The sequence below is a fragment of the Kineococcus mangrovi genome, from assembly GCF_041320705.1.
GTDB classification, from domain to species: Bacteria; Actinomycetota; Actinomycetes; order Actinomycetales; family Kineococcaceae; genus Kineococcus; species Kineococcus mangrovi.
The window spans coordinates 325457-344978 of record NZ_JBGGTQ010000004.1; the positions used below are offsets into that span (position 1 = coordinate 325457).

Annotated in this window: 15 protein-coding genes and 2 pseudogenes; 11 read left to right on the forward strand and 6 right to left on the reverse strand. The window is 72.3% G+C overall.

Annotated elements, in window-relative coordinates:
* Nucleotides 1-5 precede the first annotated feature (5 nt).
* Both AB2L28_RS10470 and rimI read left to right on the forward strand, forming a co-directional pair.
* Nucleotides 6-506, forward strand: a pseudogene (locus AB2L28_RS10470) (GNAT family N-acetyltransferase); the annotation flags it as partial.
* 60 nt (nt 507-566) lie between these two features.
* Nucleotides 567-977 (forward strand): annotated as a pseudogene (gene rimI / locus AB2L28_RS10475) (ribosomal protein S18-alanine N-acetyltransferase); the annotation flags it as partial.
* Here the strand turns inward: rimI and AB2L28_RS10480 are convergent.
* The gene (locus AB2L28_RS10480) at nt 970-2145 is read right to left on the reverse strand and encodes a class I SAM-dependent methyltransferase (RefSeq protein ID WP_370718677.1); all 1176 of its coding nucleotides are present in this window, start codon (nt 2143-2145) and stop codon (nt 970-972) included. The pseudogene rimI and the gene AB2L28_RS10480 sit on opposite strands and share 8 nt — an antisense overlap.
* Before the next feature lie 205 nt (nt 2146-2350).
* Between AB2L28_RS10480 and groES the strand changes: the two genes are divergently transcribed.
* Both groES and groL read left to right on the forward strand, forming a co-directional pair.
* Nucleotides 2351-2647 carry a co-chaperone GroES gene (gene groES / locus AB2L28_RS10485; RefSeq protein WP_166615173.1) on the forward strand — a complete coding sequence of 99 codons (297 nt, stop codon included), beginning with the start codon at nt 2351-2353 and terminating at the stop codon, nt 2645-2647.
* Between the two features lie 101 nt (nt 2648-2748).
* A complete protein-coding gene (groL, locus tag AB2L28_RS10490) occupies nt 2749-4365 on the forward strand; it encodes a chaperonin GroEL (protein ID WP_370718678.1) in 1617 nt (538 codons plus the stop codon).
* Between the two features lie 127 nt (nt 4366-4492).
* On the opposite strand, the gene AB2L28_RS10495 is transcribed toward groL, so the two are convergent.
* Nucleotides 4493-4795, reverse strand: a complete 303-nt coding sequence (locus AB2L28_RS10495; RefSeq protein WP_370718679.1) for a WhiB family transcriptional regulator — start codon at nt 4793-4795, stop codon at nt 4493-4495.
* A gap of 355 nt (nt 4796-5150) precedes the next feature.
* Between AB2L28_RS10495 and AB2L28_RS10500 the strand changes: the two genes are divergently transcribed.
* The 7 genes from AB2L28_RS10500 to AB2L28_RS10530 all read left to right on the forward strand — a co-directional run bounded on the left by AB2L28_RS10500 (nt 5151) and on the right by AB2L28_RS10530 (nt 13214).
* Nucleotides 5151-6176 (forward strand): MerR family transcriptional regulator, encoded by a 1026-nt coding sequence (locus tag AB2L28_RS10500; RefSeq protein WP_432526094.1) that lies wholly within the window; start codon nt 5151-5153, stop codon nt 6174-6176.
* 202 nt (nt 6177-6378) lie between these two features.
* Complete coding sequence (locus AB2L28_RS10505) at nt 6379-6990, forward strand: response regulator transcription factor (protein ID WP_370718681.1); 612 nt, start codon at nt 6379-6381, stop codon at nt 6988-6990.
* Between the two features lie 115 nt (nt 6991-7105).
* Complete coding sequence (gene shbA / locus AB2L28_RS10510; RefSeq protein WP_370718682.1) at nt 7106-7966, forward strand: RNA polymerase sigma factor ShbA; 861 nt, start codon at nt 7106-7108, stop codon at nt 7964-7966.
* Complete coding sequence (locus AB2L28_RS10515) at nt 7963-9501, forward strand: hypothetical protein (RefSeq protein WP_370718683.1); 1539 nt, start codon at nt 7963-7965, stop codon at nt 9499-9501. Before shbA ends, AB2L28_RS10515 begins: the two co-directional genes overlap by 4 nt.
* 10 nt (nt 9502-9511) lie before the next feature.
* Entirely contained in the window at nt 9512-11038 is a 1527-nt protein-coding gene (gene guaB / locus AB2L28_RS10520; RefSeq protein ID WP_370718684.1) for an IMP dehydrogenase, read from the forward strand.
* Nucleotides 11039-11100: 62 nt separating this feature from the next.
* Nucleotides 11101-12222: a GuaB3 family IMP dehydrogenase-related protein gene (locus AB2L28_RS10525; RefSeq protein ID WP_370718685.1), complete on the forward strand. Its 1122-nt coding sequence runs from the start codon at nt 11101-11103 to the stop codon at nt 12220-12222.
* 32 nt (nt 12223-12254) lie between these two features.
* Nucleotides 12255-13214: an oxidoreductase gene (locus tag AB2L28_RS10530; protein WP_370718686.1), complete on the forward strand. Its 960-nt coding sequence runs from the start codon at nt 12255-12257 to the stop codon at nt 13212-13214.
* On the opposite strand, the gene AB2L28_RS10535 is transcribed toward AB2L28_RS10530, so the two are convergent.
* The 4 genes from AB2L28_RS10535 to AB2L28_RS10550 form a co-directional block, all read right to left on the reverse strand.
* Nucleotides 13204-14418 carry an MFS transporter gene (locus AB2L28_RS10535; protein WP_370718687.1) on the reverse strand — a complete coding sequence of 405 codons (1215 nt, stop codon included), beginning with the start codon at nt 14416-14418 and terminating at the stop codon, nt 13204-13206. The genes AB2L28_RS10530 and AB2L28_RS10535 overlap by 11 nt on opposite strands.
* A 111-nt stretch (nt 14419-14529) precedes the next feature.
* Nucleotides 14530-17244 carry a KGGVGR-motif variant AAA ATPase gene (locus AB2L28_RS10540; RefSeq protein WP_370718688.1) on the reverse strand — a complete coding sequence of 905 codons (2715 nt, stop codon included), beginning with the start codon at nt 17242-17244 and terminating at the stop codon, nt 14530-14532.
* Nucleotides 17241-17663: a hypothetical protein gene (locus AB2L28_RS10545; RefSeq protein WP_370718689.1), complete on the reverse strand. Its 423-nt coding sequence runs from the start codon at nt 17661-17663 to the stop codon at nt 17241-17243. Before AB2L28_RS10545 ends, AB2L28_RS10540 begins: the two co-directional genes overlap by 4 nt.
* A gap of 92 nt (nt 17664-17755) precedes the next feature.
* On the reverse strand, nt 17756-19522 hold the full coding sequence (locus AB2L28_RS10550; RefSeq protein WP_370718690.1) for an ABC transporter ATP-binding protein: 1767 nt from the start codon (nt 19520-19522) through the stop codon (nt 17756-17758).

A 19522-nucleotide genomic window follows, 5' to 3' on the forward strand; every position in this document is an offset into this window, starting at 1 on the left:
CCGACGTGCGGCTGCGCCTCGCGGCACCGGCCGACCTGCCCCGGCTGCAGGACGTCGAACGCGCCGCGGGCGAGGCGTTCCGGTCCCTGGGCATGACCGCCGTCGCCGACGACGACCCGCCCGCCCTCGACGTGCTCGCCGCCCACCAGGAGGCCGGTCGCGCGTGGGTGGCGGTCGAGGGGGACGGTCCGGCCGAGGTCGTCGTCGGGTACCTGCTGCTCGACCTCGCCGGCGTCGACGGCAACGGGCACGTCGAGCAGGTCACCGTCCACCCCGGCCACGCCCGCCGCGGCACCGGCCGGCGCCTGCTCGCCCTGGCCGCCGACGTCACCCGCGCCCAGGGGCGCCCCGCGCTGACGCTGACGACGTTCGCCGACGTGCCGTGGAACGCGCCGTGGTACCGGCGGCTGGGCTTCCGCGACGTCGCCGACCCCGGTCCGCAGCTGCGGGCCCTGGTCGCGCACGAGGCCGGGCTCGGCCTCGGCGCGTGGCCGCGCGTCTGCCTCGGGCTCGACCTGACCGGTCCGGCCCTGCGGGACATGCGCTGGTGGGACGTCGCCGACGTGCACGCCCTCGAGACCGACCTGTTCGGCCGCGGCGCCTGGAGCGTCGAGGCGTTCTGGGGGGAGCTCGCGCAGCCGAACCGGCGCTTCCTGGTCGCCGAGGAGGACGGGCGGGTCGTCGGCTACGGCGGGATCGTCGTGGCCGGCGCCGACGCGGACGTGCAGACCATCGGCGTCGCCCGCGACCAGCAGGGCCGCGGGACGGGCCGGGCCCTGCTGCGCGAGCTGCGCGCCCGGGCCGTCGCGGCGGGCGCGAGGCACCTGCTGCTGGAGGTGCGCGCGGACAACGAGCCGGCGCAGCACCTCTACCGCAGCGAGGGGTTCGAGCAGATCGCCCGGCGGGCCCGGTACTACCAGCCCGAGGACGTCGACGCCCTCGTCCTGCGCGCCTCGATCACCGGCCCGGTCAGCTGAGCGGTTCCACCACCAGCGCGCTCTGCCTGCCCGCCACGCGCGTCAGCACGATCGTCGCGGGCCGGGACCCCTTGAGCGCCAGCTGCCTGCGCAGCTGGTCGGGGTCGACGGCCGTCCCGCGCTTCTTGACGGTCAGCGGCCCCACGTCGCGGGAGCGCAGGTGCGCCCGCAGGCTCTTGAGCCCGAAGGGCAGCACGTCCAGGACGCGGAAGGACCGGGCGAACGGGGAGGTGACCTCCGCGTCCGTCGTGACGTAGGCGATCGTCTCGTCGACGAGCCGGCCGCCGAGGTCGGCCGCGACCCGCCCGACGAGACCGGCGCGGATGACGGCCCCGTCGGGTTCGTGCAGGTACCCGCCCACCCCACCGACCTCCGCGACGGGCAGGTCGGTGTCGTCGAGCTCGACCGCGGCGTCCTGGCGCACGACGCGGGCGCTGCGCCCGGTGCCCGGGACGGCCAGCGGGCCGCACCACAGCGCGCACTCGACGACCTCCCCGTCCACCGACGTCCACTGCGCCTCCGCGCCGGCCGGCACCAGCTCGTGCGGCAGGCCCGGGGCGAGCTTGGCGCCCGTCACCGGGACGCGGGCCGCGGTCGCCAGGACGAAGGACAGGGGAGGGGAGGTGGCCTCGGGGTCGAAGACGCGCCGCCCGCCCGAGGTGCGCCGGGCCGGGTCGAACCACGCCCCGTCCCCCGGCCCCAGCTCGTCCACGACTCCCGCCGTGACGTCCTCGCAGCGGACCGGGACGCCGAGGTTGTGCCCGGCGACCGCGGCCGTGACCGGATCGGCGTCGACGGGCAGGACGGTCAGGCCCGCGTCGAGGAAGGCGAGGGAGTCGGCGCCGACCCCGCAGCCGAGGTCGGCGACGCGCTGCACGCCGGCGGCGGCGAAGCGGCGGGCGTGCTCGCGGGCGACCACCGCGCGGGTGGCCTGCTCGGTCCCGGCGGCGGTGAGCAGCAGCCCGGCCGCCCGGGCGCCGAACTTGGCCGCGGCCCTGGCCCGCAACCGGGACTGGGTCGTGGCCAGGGCGGCGAGCGCCGGGTCGTGACCCGCGCGCCGCAGCCGAGCGGCGAGCGAGACCGGGTCGGCGTCGGTGGTGCCGGCCAGTTCGGTGAGCAGGGCGCGGCCCGCCGGCGAGAGCAGGGCGTCGACGTCGGCGGTGTTCACCCGGAGGATGCTCTCAGAGCCCCCCTGCGTCTGGCACTCGTCAGGGCTGAGTGCTAGCGTCTCGCGCAGCGTCGGTGGCACTCCCCGGTGGGGAGTGCCAACGGGGCAGCGGCCGTCCGGCACCCGCGACGACGGTCGTCCGCTCCCCACCGTTCCGACCGTCCCGCACACCAGTTCGCTGAAGCAGAAGGGGAGGGCCGCACCAGTGTCGGTCTCCATCACTCCGCTCGAGGACCGCATCGTCGTCAAGCCGCTCGACGCGGAGCAGACGACCGCTTCCGGTCTCGTCATCCCGGACACCGCCAAGGAGAAGCCCCAGGAGGGCGAGGTCCTGGCCGTGGGCCCGGGCCGCGTGGACGACAACGGCAACCGCGTGCCGGTCGACGTGTCCGTCGGCGACAAGGTCATCTACTCCAAGTACGGCGGCACCGAGGTGAAGTACGGCGGCGACGAGCTGCTGATCCTCTCGGCGCGCGACGTCCTCGCCAAGGTCGCCAAGTAAGCGGCACGAGGTCCTGACGCCCCGGGCACCCGTTCTCCGGGTGCCCGGGGCGTCCCTCGTTCCCCGCTCACCGACCTGCCCGACCCGGAAGGAAAACGCACATGGCCAAGCAGCTCTCGTTCGACGACACCGCGCGCAAGTCCCTCGAGCGCGGCGTCGACGCCCTCGCCAACGCCGTCAAGGTGACCCTGGGCCCCAAGGGCCGCAACGTGGTCATCGACAAGAAGTGGGGGGCGCCGACGATCACGAACGACGGCGTCACCATCGCCCGCGAGGTCGAGCTCGAGGACCCGTACGAGAACCTCGGCGCCCAGCTCGCCAAGGAGGTCGCCACCAAGACGAACGACATCGCCGGTGACGGCACCACCACCGCGACCGTCCTGGCCCAGGCCCTCGTCAAGGAAGGCCTGCGCAACGTCGCGGCCGGCGCGGCCCCGGCCGGCCTCAAGCGCGGCATCGACGCGGCCGTCGAGGCCGTCAACGACAAGCTCCTGTCGCTGGCCCGCGACGTCGACGGCAAGGGCGACATCGCCCACGTCGCGACGATCTCGGCCCAGGACGCGACCGTCGGCGACCTGCTCGCCGACGCGTTCGACAAGGTCGGCAAGGACGGCGTCATCACGGTCGAGGAGTCCTCCACGACCGCCCTCGAGCTGGACTTCACCGAGGGGATGCAGTTCGACAAGGGCTACATCTCGCCGTACTTCGTCACCGACGCCGAGCGCCAGGAAGCGGTCCTCGAGGACGCCTACGTGCTCGTGCACCAGGGCAAGATCTCCACGGTGCAGGACCTGCTGCCGCTGCTGGAGAAGGTCCTCAAGGCCTCCAAGCCGCTGCTGATCATCGCCGAGGACGTCGACGGCGAGGCGCTGTCGACCCTGGTGGTCAACAAGATCCGTGGCACCTTCAACGCCGTCGCGGTCAAGGCCCCCGGCTTCGGGGACCGCCGCAAGGCGATCCTGCAGGACATCGCCACCCTCACCGGCGCGCAGGTCGTCGCCGAGGAGGTCGGCCTCAAGCTCGACCAGATCGACCTCGACGCGCTGGGCACCGCCCGCCGCATCACGGTCACCAAGGACGACACGACGATCGTCGACGGCGCCGGCTCGGCCGACGACATCGCCGGCCGCGTCGCCCAGATCAAGGCCGAGGTCGAGCGCACCGACTCCGACTGGGACCGCGAGAAGCTCCAGGAGCGCCTCGCCAAGCTGTCCGGTGGCGTCGTCGTCATCAAGGTCGGCGCGCACACCGAGGTCGAGCTCAAGGAGAAGAAGCACCGCATCGAGGACGCCGTCTCCGCGACGCGCGCCGCGATCGAGGAGGGCATCGTCGCCGGCGGCGGCTCGGCCCTGGTGCACGCCGTCTCCGTGCTCGAGGACGGCCTGGGCAAGACCGGGGACGAGGCGACCGGTGTCGCCCTCGTGCGCAAGGCGGCCTCCGAGCCGCTGCGCTGGATCGCCGAGAACGCCGGCCTCGAGGGCTACGTCGTGGTCGAGAAGGTCCGTTCGCTCGAACCGGGCAGCGGTCTGAACGCCGCGACGGGTGAGTACGTCGACCTGCTGGCCGGCGGGGTCCTGGACCCGGTCAAGGTGACGCGCTCCGCGCTGCGCAACGCCGCCTCGATCGCGTCGATGGTCCTGACCACCGACACGCTCGTCGTGGACAAGAAGGAGGAGGAGCCCGCCGCCGCGGGTCACGGTCACGGTCACGGCCACTGACCCCTCCTGACCGCGTCCGTCCGCGGACGCACGAAGGGCCCGGTCCCCTGGGGGGACCGGGCCCTTCGTCGTTCCGGGCACTGCTGCCGTGCGCCGCACCACACCGCGCACGGGGTGGAGCGGGGTGTCAGCCGACGGCGCGCATCCCGCGCCGACGCTCGGTCGCGTAGACGGCTTCGCGGTCGTCCTCGGTCATGCCGCCCCACACGCCGTAGGGTTCGCGCACCTTCAGCGCGTGCTTGCGGCACATCTCCAGGACGGGGCAGCCGGCGCAGATGGCCTGGGCGGCCGCGTCGCGGTTGCGGCGGGCGGGGCCACGCTCACCCTCGGGGTGGAAGAAGAGGTTCGGGTCGGCTTCGCGGCAGGAGCCGTCGAGCTGCCACTCCCAGACGTCGGCGACGGGTCCGGGGAGACGAGAGATCTCGGCCATGGTGGTGCGCTCCTCGCTGGAGGGGACGTGCTGACTGATCGCGACGTTACAACCGAGTCAGAAGTTGTTCAAGCCCCTGGGTCGAGGTCGTCACCGATCGGGTCAGGACCCGGTCCCGCGCGGGTGGCCGCCGAGCCGGCGGCCGGGTGAACAACTCTTTGAACCAGGTGTGAACAAGGTGCAGAGAGCAGGTGTCCCCGCCACCCGAACAACGTCGACCGTGCGCTGAACAACCGTGAACAGGGTTGGCGCGGTGAGGCGAGTGGCGCGGCGGGGACCGTCGCGACAGACTTCGGCCATGCCGTCCGCCGTCGACCCCGTCAACGGGAGCGCGTCCGCGCCGCCCGCGCCGCGCATGACCCTCACCGTGGCGGCCGTGGCCCGGCGGCTCGGCGTCGCCCCGGCCACGTTGCGGACGTGGGACCGGCGCTACGGCCTCGGGCCCTCCGAGCACACCGCGGGCGCGCACCGCCGCTACTCCGCCTCCGACCTCGCCCGCCTCGTGGTGATGCGGCGCCTGACCCTGGAGGGGGTCTCGCCCGCCGAGGCGGCGCAGCTGGCCGCGACGACGGCGGTCGCCGGCGGCGGGTTCGCGCTGGCGAGCGTCTCGACGATCCCGACGGCGGTCATCGAGGCGGCCGTGACCGACGCCGCCGCCATCGCCGGGCCCACCTCGGGTCTCCTCCCCCCGGGTGCCAGCGGCCCGGAGGGCCCGGACGCCGTCCGTCCCGACGAGTCCGAGGACGCCGAGAGCCGTCCCTCACCGGCCCTGCCCGGTGCTGACGCGCCGGGTCGGGCCGCCGTCGACGACGAGGACTGGGCGGTCGCGAGCCTGTCGGACCGCTTCGCGGACGAGGTCCGCGTGCGCGGGGTCGCCCGCGCGTGGGACGAGGTGCTCGGCCCGGCCTCGGCCGCGCGGGACGCGGCGATGCACGCCGCCGTCGCCCGCGCCCTGTCCGCCCTCCCCACCGCCGACGGCGAGCGGGCGGTCCTGCTGGCCGGAGCCGGCACCGCCGACGACCGGGACCGCACCCCCGTCCTGCTCGCCGCCGCGGCCGCGCTGGCCGAGCGCGGTGCCGGGGCGCGCAGCGTCGGGGACGGCGTCCCGGCGCGGATGCTCGCCGCCGCCGTGCGCAGGGTCCGGCCGCCGGCCCTGCTGCTCGTCGCTCCCGGGGCCACCTCGCGCGAGGACGTGCTGCCCGAGCTGGCCGACCTCCTGCGGGTGCGCCCGGCCCCCCTGCTCGTCGTGCTCGGCGGGCCGGACCTCGTCGCCGACCTGCAGCGGGTGCGGGAGGAGGCCGCCGGCCCCGAACGCGACCTCGTCCCGGTCGCCGGTCTCACCGAGGCCGTCGCCGCCTGCGTGGGGGCCGTCTCCTCGTGAGCACCACCGGGGACCGACCGCTCTCGTAGGGGCTAATAACACGGCGACCGGGTAGTCGTCCAGTCTCCGGTGCTTCTCGTCGGTCCCAGGCGCTCAGGTCGGGTCCAGGGTGTGCCGACAACTCTCTTCGTGGGGCACCCGACGTGCGCCGCAGCGGGGCCACGGACGGCCACGCTCCACCCGCACAGGGAAGAGGTTTGTGGTGGCAACGGTACTGGTCTGCGATGACCTTCCGCTGGCCCGCGAGGCCATGCGACGCATGGTGGCGGCCGTCCCGGGCGTGACCCGCGTCGTGGGTGCGAGCTCGGGCGAAGAGGCGCTGCAGCGGTGGCCCGTGGAACGGCCCTCGCTGGTGATCATGGACGTGCGGATGCCCGGCATCGGCGGGGTGGAAGCCGCTCGCCGGCTGCTCGCCCGTCACCCGGAGGCCAACGTCCTCATGGCCACGATGGCCGAGGACGGCGACGGGGTGGCCCGCGCGGTCGCCGCCGGCGCACGCGGCTACCTGGTCAAGGACGTCTCGCGCGAGGAGCTGGCCACGGCCGTGCTCCAGGCGCTGCAGGACGTCAGCCGCCGGCGCGCCGGCGGCCGCACCCGCACGGTCCTCACCGGCCGCGCGCCGGTGCTGACCGAGCGCGAGCAGCAGGTGCTCGTCGGCATGAGCCGCGGGCGCAGCAACGCCGAGATCGGCCGCGAGCTGTTCCTCTCGGAGGACACGGTGAAGACGCACGCGCGTCGGCTGTTCCGCAAGCTCGAGGCGGCCGACCGTGCTCAGGCGGTGGCTGTGGGATTCCGCTGGGGTCTCGTACGGTAGGCGGGTGAGCCCGGGGGGCGACGAGTCCGTCGATGCGCGCGGCGGCCGGTCCGACGCAGACTCCCGACACGCGGACGGCGGACGTGACGTCGGACGTGACGTCGGTGCCGTCGTCGTGCCCGACACCCCCCGGGTCGAACGGTCCTCCCCGGACCTGGAGGTCGACGGGGACCTCGGCGCTCCCGGTGACCTGGTCCCGGGCGCGGTGGACGGGGTGCGCGTCGAGGCCCGGCCCGGTCCCGACCTCCAGGTCGACGGTCGTCCCACCGACGGGGAGGACGACCGGCCCGGCCGGAGCCACGACCAGGACCACGACGAGGACGAGGGGGCAGGGGCGACCCGGCACCCGTCGGCGGGGGAGCGGGGTGTAACGCCCGGTCGTCCCGCGACGATGGACAGTTCGGAAGCCGGGGGGCTCCAGGCACTGGCGGCGCGTGCCCTGTCGGGGGAACAGGGCGCCGTCGCCGACCTCCTGGCAGCGGTTCGCCGCCTCGTCCACCGTTACTGCCGGGCCAAGCTCGGGCGCCTGCCCGGAGCTGATCACGCCGCAGAGGATGCGGCACAGGAGGTCTGCATCGCCGTGTTGACGGCCCTGCCCCGCTACAAGGACACGGGACGCCCGTTCGAGGCGTTCGTGTACCGGATCGCGGCCAACAAGGTCGCCGACGCCCAGCGCGCCTCCTACCGCGCTCCCGTCCCGACCGACGACGTCCCCGACGCCGCGACGGCCGAGCCGGGCCCCGAACAGCTGGCCCTCGACGCCTTCGACGCCGAGACCGTCGGCCGGCTGCTCGACACGCTGCCGCCCAAGCTGCGCGAGATCATCACGCTGCGGGTGGGGGCGGGCATGTCCGCCGAGGAGACGGGCCGTGCCCTGGGCATGACGGCCGGGGCCGTGCGGGTCGCCCAGCACCGCGCCATGCAGAAGCTGCGCAAGACCGCCCTCGAGGACGCCTCCCTGCAGGTGGCGCCGTGAACGGGGACACGACCGGGGGACCGGGCCGCCGCCGGGGGCACCTGCGCGGTGTGCGCGGGCAGGCCGGCTCGACGGGCACGAACGGGACGAACGGCGACGACACGTGGGGAGGGGACACCGTGGACGAGGACTCCTTCTCCGTCCCCGACCTCCTGGCCACCGACGCCCTCCTGGACCGGCTCGGCCGGCACGAGAGCACCGACGGCGACCTCGCCGACGCGGTCGCGCGCCTGCTGGACTCCTACGCCCTCAACGCCGACCCCGAGACCGCGGGCGTGCGCCCGGTGGAGCTGCCGGACCTCGACACCGCCGAGGAGCGGGCGGCCCACGCACCCGCGCCGCGCGTCCTGCTGGCCCGGCGCCGCGCGGTGCAGCGCCTCGGTCGCGGCACGGTCGCCGCGGCCGCCGTCCTGACCCTGCTCGGCGGGACCGCCGCCGCGGCCGCCACCAGCGTCAGCCCCCTCGGCGGTCCGGGGGGCGCGGTGTCGGCCTCGATCGCCTCGCAGCTGCCGGGCTGGTTCCCGGACACCGTCTTCAGCGTCTTCGCCGGTTCGCCGACCGACCGCGCCCAGCGTGAGCTCGTCCAGGCGAGGGCCGACGCGCTCGCCGGGAACGGCGAGGACGCCAAGGCGCGGCTGAAGTACCTGCAGCGCCAGCTCGACGACACCTCGGTCGACCCGCAGGTCGTCCGGGAGGTCCAGCGGACGCTGGACGCCCTCGAGGACGACGACCTCGACGCCGTGGCGGGCCCCTCGCCGTCCGGTGCGCCGACGACGTCCCCGGCCCCGTCGCCGACGGGCACCAAGCTCGCCGACGTGGTGACACCGACCGCCTCGCCGACGAGCACGTGGCAGGTGCCGCTGAGCCCGGGCCGCACGACGGGCACGGCCCCCTCGAGCGCGCCGACGAGCCCGCCGAGCGCTGACCCGGGGGCGACCGGGACGCCGGCGCGCCCCTCGACCCCGTCCGCGCCGGTCACCCCCACGGCCCCCGCGGTCGTGCCGAGGCCCTCCACCGGCGGGGGCGCGGGCGCCCCGTCGACGCCGGTCGCGACCGACCCCCCGGCCACCCAGGCCCCCGGCACGCCCACCGGCGGTCCGACGGGGACACCGACGGGGACACCGACGGGGACACCGACGGGGACGCCGACGAGCAGCGGGGGGCCCACCGGCGGCACCCCGACGAGCGGCACCCCGACCGGTGTCGCCCCGACCGAGGGCACCCCGACCGGGGGCCTCCCGACCGGCGGCACCCCGAGCGAGGGCACGGACCCGGCACCGGGCCCCGCTGCCACGGCTGCACCGACGTCCGGGGCGACGGACGGGACCGCCGACGGCCCGACCCCGACCGACGTCCCCGCCGACCCGGTCCCGGTCGGCCCCGGCGTCGTGGGCCCGGGCCCGACCGTCGTGACGCCCACCCTCCCGGTCCTCCAGCCGTCGCCGAGCACCGGCGTCGCGCCGGTCCCGGGGGAGTCCCCGGGTGCTGTGGACGCCACCGGTTCCACGGACCCCGGGGTGCCCGCCGGCTCGTAGACTCGGGGGGGTGAGCGCGCAGATCCCCGACGGACGGACGACGTCCGCACACGACCCCTTCGGCTTCGTGGGCCTGACCTACGACGACGTCCTCCTGCTGCCCGGTGAGTCCGACGTCATCCCGTCCGAGGTCGACACCTCGACGCGGGTGTCCAAGCGGGTCAGCCTGCGGATCCCGTTGCTGAGCTCGGCGATGGACACGGTCACCGAGTCCCGCATGGCCATCGCGATGGCCCGTCAGGGCGGTCTGGGCGTGCTGCACCGCAACCTGTCCGCCGAGGAGCAGGCCGCGCAGGTCGACCTCGTCAAGCGGTCCGAGTCCGGCATGGTGACCCAGCCGGTGACGACGACCCCGGACGCGACGCTCGCCGACGTCGACGCCCTGTGCGGCCGCTACCGGATCTCCGGCGTCCCCGTCGTCGACCCCGACGGCACCCTCGTCGGCATCGTCACCAACCGCGACCTGCGGTTCGAGTCCGACTTCACCCGTCCCGTGCGCGAGGTCATGACGAAGGCCCCGCTGGTGACCGCGCCCGTGGGCGTGTCCGCCGACGACGCGATGCAGCTGCTGCGCCAGCACAAGATTGAGAAGCTGCCGATCGTCGACGGCCGCGGTCGCCTCACCGGTCTCATCACCGTCAAGGACTACGTGAAGTCCGAGCAGTACCCGCTCGCGACGAAGGACGCGGACGGCCGGCTGCGCGTGGCCGCCGCCGTCGGCATCTTCGAGGACGCGTGGAAGCGGGCGATGGGCCTGGTCGAGGCGGGGGTCGACGTGCTCGTCGTCGACATGGCCCACGGCCACTCCCGCGCCGTGCTCGAGATGATCTCGCGCCTCAAGGGCGACCCGGCCGCCGCGCACGTCGACGTCGTCGGCGGCAACGTGGCGACGCGGGCCGCCGCCCAGGCGCTCGTGGACGCGGGCGTCGACGGCATCAAGGTCGGCGTGGGCCCGGGCTCGATCTGCACGACCCGCGTCGTCGCCGGCGTCGGCGTCCCGCAGGTCACCGCGATCCACGAGGCCGCCCAGGCCGCCGGGCCCGCGGGCGTGCCGGTCATCGGCGACGGCGGGCTGCAGTACTCCGGCGACATCGCCAAGGCCCTCGTCGCCGGCGCCGACACCGTCATGCTCGGCTCGCTGCTCGCCGGCTGCGACGAGAGCCCGGGCGACCTGGTCTTCATCAACGGCAAGCAGTTCAAGAGCTACCGCGGCATGGGGTCCCTCGGCGCCCAGCAGACCCGTCAGGGCGGCCGGTCGTTCTCCAAGGACCGCTACTTCCAGAACGACGTCGCCACGGACGACCGCTTCGTGCCCGAGGGCATCGAGGGCCAGGTCCCGTACCGCGGTCCCCTCGGCGCCGTCGCGCACCAGCTCGTGGGCGGGCTGCGGCAGTCGATGTTCTACGCCGGCGCCCGCACGGTGCCGGAGCTGCAGGCCAACGGCAGCTTCGTCCGCATCACGCCGGCGGGTCTGAAGGAGTCGCACCCGCACGACATCCAGATGACCGTCGAGGCGCCGAACTACAGCGGCCGCTGACCACCACCCGGGGCGGGCCGCGCGCGGACGGGCGCGCGGTCCGCAGCGGGTAGCCTGCTGCCGTGTCTGAGATCGAGATCGGCCGCGGCAAGCGGGGGCGACGCGCCTACAGCTTCGACGACATCGCCGTCGTCCCGAGCCGTCGCACGCGCGACCCCGAGGACGTCTCCACGACGTGGCAGATCGACGCGTACCACTTCGACATCCCCGTGATGAGCGCGCCGATGGACTCGGTCGCCTCGCCCGCGACGGCCGTCGCGCTGGGGCGGCTCGGCGGTCTGGGCGTCCTCGACCTCGAGGGGCTGTGGACCCGGTACGCCGACCCCGAACCCCTCCTGGCCGAGATCGCCGGCCTCGACCCGGCCGTCGCGATCCCGCGCATGCAGGAGATCTACGCCGAACCCGTCAAGGCCGAGCTCATCACCAGCCGGCTGGCGGAGGTCCGCGCCGCCGGGGTGACCGTGGCCGGGGCGCTGTCCCCGCAGCGGACGCAGGAGTTCTGGAAGGTCGTCGTCGACGCCGGGGTCGACCTGTTCGTCATCCGCGGCACCACGGTCTCGGCCGAGCACGTCTCCGGCACGACCGAACCCCTGAACCTCAAGCGGTTCATCTACGAGCTCGACGTCCCCGTGGTCGTCGGCGGCGCGGCGGGCTACACCGCCGCGCTGCACCTGATGCGCACGGGGGCGGCCGGTGTCCTCGTCGGGTTCGGCGGGGGAGCGGCGCACACGACGCGCACCGCGCTGGGCATCCACGCGCCGATGGCCTCGGCCGTCGCCGACGTCGCGGCCGCGCGCCGCGACTACATGGACGAGTCCGGCGGCCGGTACGTCCACGTCATCGCCGACGGCGGGGTGGGCACGTCCGGCGACATCGTCAAGGCCATCGCCTGCGGGGCGGACGCCGTCATGCTCGGTGCGGCCCTGGCCCGCGCCACCGAGGCCCCGGGCCGCGGCTGGCACTGGGGACCGGAGGCCCACCACTCCGTGCTGCCGCGCGGGGAACGTGTCCGGGTCGGGACGTCGGCCCCGTTGGCGGAGATCCTGGGCGGTCCCGGCCGGGTGGCGGACGGGACGACGAACCTCATGGGCGCGCTGCGCCGGTCGATGGCCACGACGGGGTACTCCGACCTGAAGGAGTTCCAGCGCATCGAGGTCGTCGTCTCGCCGTACCAGCCCGCCTGACGCCACCCGTCACCCGCGCCCCGAGGAGCCCCGTGAGCCAGCACGACAGCACCCCCTGGACGCCCGACGCGATGGGCCGGCAGGAGGGCCGCACCGTCCTGGTCACGGGCGCGAACTCCGGGCTGGGCCTGCACGTGGCGACCGAGTTCGCCCGCCGCGGCGCCGACGTCCTGCTCGCCTGCCGCAACCCCGAGCGGGGCCGGGCCGCGGTGGCGCAGGTGCGGGCCGAGGCCGGCGACTCCGGGGTCGACGCGCACGTCGAGCTCGTCGCCCTCGACGTGGCCGACCTCGCCAGCGTCCGGCGCGCCGCCTCCGACGTCCTGCACCGCCGGTCCAGCATCGACGTCCTCGTCAACAACGCGGGCGTCATGGTGCCGCCGTTCGGCCGCACCGTGGACGGGTTCGAGACGCAGGTCGGCACGAACCACCTGGGCCACTTCGCCTTCACGGGCCTGCTGCTGCCGGCGCTGCTGGCCGGTGGCGGCGGCCGCGTCGTCAGCGTGGCGAGCGTGGCCCACAAGTTCGGCCGGCTGAACCGGGAGAACTACCAGAGCGAACGCAGCTACCAGAAGTGGCTGGCGTACGGGCGGTCCAAGCTGTCGAACCTCCTGTTCGCCTTCGAGCTGCAGCGCCGCGCGACCGCGGTCGGGGCGCCGCTGGTGTCGGTCGCCGCCCACCCCGGGCTGTCCGAGACGAACCTGTGGAAGACGACCCCGCTCGGCGGGAACCGCGTCGGTGAGGCGCTCGCCCAGGTGCTCGGCCGGGCCGTCGGGCAGTCCGCGGCCCTCGGCGCGTGGCCGCTGCTGCGCGCCGCGACCGACCCCGAGGTCGTGGGCGGGGAGTACTTCGGCCCCGGCGGGCGGCAGGAGTGGCGGGGTTTCCCCGTCCTGGTCCCCGCCAGCCCGCACGCCTACGACACCTCCGACGCGGCCTGGTTGTGGGCCCGTTCGGTGCAGTGGACGGGCGTGGACCCGGCCGAGCTCAGCGCCTGAGCGGGGCCGCCAGCGCGCTCACCGCGAGCAGCGCCCCGGCCACCGCCACGACGGTGAACCCCGCGGCGGGTCCGGCGTGCTCGGCGACCGTCCCCCCGAGGGAGGCGCCGGCGGCGACGCCCAGGACGATCCCGGAGTTCAGCAGCGCCATGAGGAACGCCCCGCGCTCGGCGGGCACGAGCCGGGCAGCCGCCGTGTTGACGGTCACGAGGGCGGGGCCGATGAACAACCCCGTGACGAGGACGGCGCCGGTCAGCGTCCCGAGGTGGGTGGCCGTGGCGGCCATCAGCCCGGCGCCGGCCAGCAGCCCCAGGCCGCACACCAGCCACCGGGCCCGCAGGCCGAAGCGCGCGGGCAGCAGCACGAGGCAGACGGTCGTGGCGGTGGACCCGACCGCGGACACGGCGTAGACGAGGGACCCCAGCGAGGGGGAGCCGATGCGTTCGGCCGCGGCCGTCACCCCGGTCTGCGTCGCGCCGAACGTGGCGCCCATGCAGACCATCGCCAGGACGGGGACGGCCACGACCCACGGCACCCGCGCCTGCGGCCGGGAGGTGTCCCGGGGGACCGGCGCGGTGTGCCGGTGGCTGCGGTGGCAGGCGAACGCCGTGACGAACACGGACGTCAGCGCCGCGGACGTCAGCAGCGCGGCGGCCGGGCTCCCCAGGACACCGACCACGCCGACGAGGGCGGGGCCCAGGATGAACGCGGCCTCGTCGACGGTGCCCTCGGCGGCGAACGCCGTGGCCAGGTCGTCCCGGTCACCGGTCATCCGCAACCAGCGGGCGCGGGAGAGACCGCTGACCGACGGCAGCGTCAGCCCGACGACCGCGGCGGCCGCGAGCACCGCGGGGGTCCCGGAGGTGGCGAGGGCGGTGAACAACCCGGCCACGGCGAGCAGGTGCAGCGCGACGACGACGAGCAGGACGGCCCGCTGCCCGCGCCGGTCCGCCGACCAGCCGACGACGGGGACGCCGACGGCCTCACCGATCGCGGCGGCCGCGCTGGCGAGGCCACCGACCGCGACGGACCCGCTGGAGGCCGTGACCAGCGCCAGGACTGCGAGCGGGACCATCGTGATGGGCAGCCGGCCCAGTGCGGAGACGGGCAGGTAGGCCCTGCCGGCGATCTGCGGCAGCCGCGCGTAGCGCGAACGCAGACCAGTCGAGGGGGAAGTGGTGGACGGGGGTGTGGTCGTGCTCACGGGTACGCTCCAAATGCGTGGGTGCGCCTCCCCACCACAAGCGCACCGGGGCCCTGAGCTGTGACCATTAGACCGTACATCATCCCTGCGCCCAGCATGATGCAGTGCTCCTCACTCGCTGTTGTTGCGCTTCCGCACCAGGTTGGCGACTGCTACGACCCTCGGCCTACCGCTGGCTCGGAAGCCAAGACCATGACGGAAAATCTCAGGGATCCAGAATCGGTCGTCCTCCCGGAAGACGACGCCACTCTCGGCGAGAAGTTCTAATTGCGTGATAGACAACTGGACGGAGTCCTGAGTAAAGGGCACCTGGCGTTCCTCGGCCCCCAGGTTTCTCAAATGTTGCAACAGGTCGCCGATAACGGGTGACTCCTCGCTGATGGCGCTGATCTTCTGGCTGCTGCAGGTGATCAATGCATCGCGCATAGCGGCGGGAGCCAGAAGTCGATCGGTCCACCGGGCCTCGCCAATGGAACGCCGCGCCGATTCCTGCATGAAGATTACAATGTCGCGCGCCTGGATATTGTCATTGAAGTCTGACAGGGCTGCGAGGAACCACCCAGAGCTTCGAGCCTCGCGGGAGCGGAGGCTTCCCATCTTCTCGCCCCAAACATCAATGAGCAGGCGGTTGAGGTCATCCTCGTTGGCCTCTCGAACAACGTCTTCCGTTACTCCGGGCATGGCGCTGGAGCTTTGCGCCAACCATAGGGCCAAACGCTTAGCCTCGGATGGGTCCCATCGGAGTGAGAAATCTTGGTAGCGCGCCAGGAATTGCGCGCTATTTTGTGGGAAAGCCGCTCTCACTAGGTCGATGCGGACGAAAACGATGAGGCCGAATGGGCGTCCCCTCAAACTCTGCAGCCATTCGATGCAGTCTGCAAGCAGTACTCGAAGGGCGCGCTGTTGCTCGGGGTTCCGGGTGACTTCCGGAAGGGTGTCCTCTAGGCCGTCGATGAGAAAAATGCGGCGTTCAGTGCGGCCAAGTTCGATAAAGAACTTCTCGGCTTCTTCTGGTCTAACGTCGGCGCCGATGGATTTAGCCAGAAGGGCGAGCCAGAGGTGGCGCCACTGCCTGTCGCTCAGGTGAGCTTCCAGTCCTCCGCCGATCATCTCGCGGATCTCAAGCTGCGTGGCTGGTTGACCAGACTCGCTGACCCCAACCTGCTCAAGAATCGCGTCAAGTCGTTGGCGCGTGTCGTCGCTCATGTTGCGTGAGTACAGGGTCGGCACAAGGGGCGCACTCAGCTCAGCTCCCGGCACGTCGACTCGGTCGGCGTAACTTCGCCAGTCGAGCGTGTATAGCATCTGAAGTTGAGTGAAAGTTTTGCCCGCGCCTTTCGCTCCTGTGACGACGCATAGAGGGAGAGTCGTTTTGTGTGCCTCCACCAAGTTTCGCAGAGACTCAGTTGGAAGGAAGGCTTGTTCCTCCGTCGTCTCGGCGTAAGCTAAAGACTTCGAGAAGTCCGCGAGTCGACGACGACGGTCATCTGCAGCTGCCGCGGAGGGTGCCTCTTGTGGGGCTGACTTTTCCGGTGTCTGGCGTAGAGCAAGCTCGCGCGCCAAGGGGTGAAGCACGTTTAGTAGGCCTGTCTCATGTATGGTCGCGGCAAGATCGTCCCAATCCGAACTTAGGCCTAGCAGTGCCTCTTGAAAGCCGCTGTAAAGGGTCGAAGTGCGAACGTCGTCATCCACCAAGCCCGTCTCACGGGCCGCGGCCTCCTCATTCCCGCCAGCGCTGTTAAGTGCACGCAACTCCGCGACCAGAGGCGCAACAACCGACTGGGCCATGGCCTCTTGGTCGGTTCGCCGGTACTGGGTGACGATCAAGCTACCGCCAGGATCTGTGGCTTGACTCGGTGCTCGCGTGTTGATTGCTCGGATCATCATCGCGGTACCGTCGGCGGATTGGGCGCTAACGGTCGTGACAAAGACCTTTTGGATCCTGGGATCCAGCAGTAAAGGCGCGGCGAGTTCGGAGGCGCCTGCCCTGAGGTCAACAAGGATGACATCAACGTTCGCTTGTCGGCCAAGTTCCACAAGACCGTCGGTGAGAAAATACGGCGACCGATTGGGTGTGAGTAGATGTTGAGGCTCGATGCGAGCTGGCGCAATTCGTTGCAATTCTCGCCGGGAGGGCATGATCAAGATATCGTCAAGAGTCTGGTTCTTGGTGTAGGCCGCCGCAAGTGTGGCGGCATCCGTCACCGAACCGTCACGAGACGCATGAAGGAGTGCGATCATGTCCTCGAACGAGAAGTCGATCTCTCGTCCGGATTGTTGGTACATCCAGCTGACTCCGGGCGCCTCCAGATCAGCATCCACAATTAGCACCTTTAGGTTTAGGCGCTTCAAGGCGTGAGCTAGAGCCACGGCGTGGAGAGTTCTGCCAACACCGCCCTTGAAAGAGTGAAAAGCAACAATGCTGACTTGCTCCCCAATCGGGTGCTCGGGGGAGGGTAAGGGCGTCCCTATCGCCCCAGTGATGCGGTTCTCGCGCCATCGAGGACGGCGCTCCTGGTCCGTCATATCTTCGCCGGACCGTTCGATCTCGATCGGCAGATGACGCGTGGAGACCCGTCCCGGAAGATCGTCTAAGACTAGAATTGAGTCTTCGTCGTCTTTGAGGATCGACCCAGGCCCGAAAATCTCTTCGAGCCATCCGAGGACTATGTCTTCGTCATCGGTTGTAACTTCAAGGGTCAGTCCCCCCCAGAATGCGCTGGCTTCGCGCAGCCAGGTGGGCCAGTTGTCCGAATGGGCTGCGGTTTCAAATGCGGCGTCTACGTCTACCCAAGTGAAAAATCGCCCTGCGCTACCAAAGTTCATAGTGCCCCGCCCCTCTCGCGCTTGTACCAATCGATAATCTGACGGAAGCAGTGGATCGCGGCCACATGATCCTCATCTCTGAGTGTCTCCCCGTAACGCCATGCTTGATGTGCATCTTTCATGGCAATACTCGAGCTGGTTCTGTTGTGGCGTGTGCGTAGAGCGCGAGGTATTGATATCTCGTTCGAGAGATTTAATTCTTTAGCGAGCCGGGCGAGATCATGGCCGTATTCATCTGCAAGTGAGCTGGTGTCGGCGAGGCTCATTCTCGACATCAAAGCAGCCTTCAAGGCGCATTCTGTCGCATAGAAGAGCAAGAGAGCGGATGTGGGGCTGTCGCCAGCTGTAAGTTGACCCACCGCTTCGTGGTGTTGTCGAACGGCTGTACGCAGTGCGCGCTGACCGACCGTGATCGCCATGGATTGACCATAGCGAGTGGACGCCGTCTCCTGTTCAGAGCGACTCGGGGGGCGTCTCAGGCCGGTAGAAGGGTGCCGACCGCCTGGGCGAGCTACCCCTCCCCGTGCCAGCTCCGCCACAGGTCCGCGTACGGACCCCCCGCGTGGACGAGTTCGGCGTGCGTCCCGAGTTCGGTGATGCGCCCGCCCTCGACGACGGCGATCCGGTCGGCGTCGTGGGCGGTGTGCAGGCGGTGCGCGATCGCGACGGTCGTGCGGCCCTCCAGCACCGCGGCCAGGGACCGTTCGAGGTGCCGCGCCGCGTTCGGGTCCAGCAGCGACGTCGCCTCGTCCAGGACGAGGGTGTGCGGGTCGGCCAGCACGAGCCGGGCGAGCGCGACCTGCTGGGCCTGCGCCGCCGACAGCGTCAGCCCGTTCTCTCCGACGGCCGTGTCCAGCCCGTCGGGCAGCGCGAGCACCCACCCCCGCGCGTCGACGGCCGCCAGCGCCGCCAGGACGTCCTCGTCGCCGGACCCGGGTGCGGCGAGGGCGACGTTGTCGCGCAGCGAGGCGGCGAAGACGTGCCGCTCCTGCGTCACGAGCGCGATCCGCGAGCGCAGCTCGTCCAGCGGCAGCCCGGTGACCTCGGCGCCGCCGACCTGCACGGTGCCGTCGGTGGGGGCGTTGATCCCGGCGATCAACCGTCCCAGCGTCGACTTGCCCGCCCCCGTCGGCCCGACGACGGCGAGCCGTTCCCCGGGTGCGAGTTCGAGTGAGACCCCTTGCAGCACAGGGCGTCCGGGGGTGTAGGCGAAACCGACCCCGTCGGCGTGGACGACGTCGGAGACCGGCTGCGCCGGGGACGTCGTCCGGTCCGGTTCGACCGCGGACAACCCCACGACGCGGGCGAAGGAGGCCTGGCCGACCTGCAGCTCGTCCCACCACGCGAGCAGCTCGTTGACGGGGCCGACGAGCTGGCGCAGGTACAGCACGACGGTCGTCACCTGCCCGACGGTCTGCAGGTCGTGCCGCACGAGGAAACCGCCCCACAGCAGCGCGACGACGACGGGCACGAGGTAGGACATCTCGATGCTCGGGAACCACACGGTGCGCAGGGACAACGTGTAGCGCTCGCGGCGCACGGTCGAACCGATGACGTCGTCGACGAGCCGCACCCGGTGCTCGGCCAGGCCGAGGGCCTCGACGGTGCGGACGTTCTCGACGTTCTCGCCCAGCGTGGTGGAGATCCGGCCCCACTCGGCGCGTTCGGCGGCGTACCCCTGCGGTGCGCGGCGCAGGTACCAGCGGGTCGCGAGGAACAACCCGGGGAACCCGGCGAGGATCGCGAGCGCCACCAGGGGCCCGGAGAACACCGCCGCCACGACCGTCAGGACCGAGGTGACGAACGCGACGAGGATCGCCGGCGCCCCGTACCGGACGGTGTAGCTGAGCGCGTCGACGTCGTTCGTGGTGCGCGAGACGAGGTCGCCGGTGCCGGCCTGCTCCACGACCGACAGCGGCAGCGCGGTGGCGCGGCCGAGGAACTCCTCGCGCAGCTGCGCGAACACGCCCTCGGCCAGGACGAGGGAGCGCTTGCGCGCCAGGCGCGCCAGCACGGCCTGCGCGACGACCGCGACCACGAGGACGGCGACGGCGACGTCGATCCGGTGGGCCACGACGTCGAACGCGGTGCCCCCGCGGACGGCGTCGACGACGTCGTCCACCAGCCGGCCCAGCAGGTAGGGGCCCGCCAGCCCGGCGACGGCGGCCAGCGCGTGCAGCGCGAGCATCCGCAGACCCGGGTCGCGGTGCTGGCGCAGCAGCCGCCGCACGTCGCGCAGGACGTGCTCGCGGTCGGCGACGGGGAGGGTGGTCCTCAT